Origin of the sequence: Rhodococcus sp. NPDC057014, from assembly GCF_042673295.1 — a bacterium.
Taxonomy (GTDB): domain Bacteria; phylum Actinomycetota; class Actinomycetes; order Mycobacteriales; family Mycobacteriaceae; genus Rhodococcus_F.
On record NZ_JBHUSF010000624.1, the window covers coordinates 1 to 1549 of the forward strand.

A 1549-nucleotide genomic window follows, 5' to 3' on the forward strand; every position below is an offset into this window, starting at 1 on the left:
GGGGTGAAGCCGCCGCCGCCCGATTGTGTGTGCTCGGCCAGGGCCTCCAGCGCCCGCACCCACAGTCGCGCGAGTTCGCCGACGTCCGCCGCCGCGATCACCCCGACGGGGAACGACCACGTCGCCGTGAGTACCGGGCCGGCGGCGGTGTCGGTGGTTCTGGCGTTCACATCGACGACGGCCGCTGCGGGCAACCCGGAGTGCGCGGCGGCGGCGAGTCCCGCGTCGGAGACGGGCATCCAGTCGCCGCCCGGGGCGGTGCCCGCGCCGAGCCTGCCGAGGTAGTTGAAGCTCACCTGCGGACTCGCCTGCGCCGACAGTTCCCGGGCCGTGTCGTCGTCGAGGTACCGGAGGAGCCCGAACCCGATGCCGTGGTCGGGGATCGAGTGCAGCCGCTCCTTCACCGCCTTGACCGCGTCGCCGGCGGCGGGGCCCGCGGCACACGCGTCCGCCACGTCCACACGGTCCAGGTCGAGGCCCACCGGGAAGATCGTGGTGAACCAGCCGACCGTGCGCGCCAGATCGGCGCCGGGGACCACGTGTTCCTCCCGACCGTGTCCTTCGAGGTTCACGAGCGCGGCGGAAGACTCGATCCCGCGGTCGCGTCGCCACTGGACGAGCGCCAGCGCCAGCGCCGTCAGCAACCCGTCCGCCACGTTCCCGTGGAACGCCTGCGGGAGCGAAGTCAGCAAGGTCTCGGTGACGGCAACGGGTACCTGGACCTCGACGTCGGAGGTCTGGACGTCGGCAGGCGTCAACGGCCGGGCCCCCAGCGGCGGGTCGGGGGTGTCGAGCATCCGCCGCCACAGGCCGAGTTCAGCTGTGCGGGAACGTTCCTGCGCCACGTCGGTGAGGGCGTGCGCCCATGTGCGCATCGACGTTCCGGTGTCGGGCAGGGCGGGCGCCTCACCGGACAGCACACGGGCGCAGGCGAGGGCGAGATCGGGGACGAGGATGCGCCACGACACGCCGTCGACCACCGCGTGATGGGCGACGATCAGCAACCGCCCCGCCGCGGGTTCCGCGGTGCTCGCGAACCACACCGCCTGCACCATCACGCCCGACTCCGGGTCGAGGCGGCCCGCGGCGGCGTCCAGTTCGCGGGACGCAGCGTCGGGGAACGAGTCCGCGGCGGCGAGCGGCACCGTGCGCACCACCTCGGTGGCCCGCACCCACCCCGGCGGCGCGGTCGCCATGATCCAGCGGTCGCTGCGGTACAGGCGGGCGCGCAGCATGTCGTGCCGGTCCAGGACGGCCTGCATCGCCGCCGTCAACGTGTCCTCGTCGAGTTCGGCGGGGGTCGTGAACAGCGCGGCCTGGGAGTACCGCCGGAAGTCGCCGTCCCGGCCCAGCATCCAGCGCACGATCGGGGTCAGTGGGAACTCGCCGACGCCGCCGCCGGGCAACTCCTCGAGGGTGATCGTCTCCTCCCCCGACGTGGCGACCTCCGCGAGCGCGGCCACCGTCTTGCGTTCGAACACGTCCCGCGGGGTGATCACCACCCCGGACGCCTTCGCCCGGGTGACCAGCTGGATCGACATGATCGAGT

At 73.1% G+C, this 1549-nt stretch carries 1 protein-coding gene; it reads right to left on the reverse strand.

Annotated elements, in window-relative coordinates; genetic code table 11:
- A partial coding sequence (locus ACFTZB_RS45540) for a condensation domain-containing protein (protein ID WP_378442570.1) occupies positions 1-1549 on the reverse strand: 1549 nt, incomplete at both ends.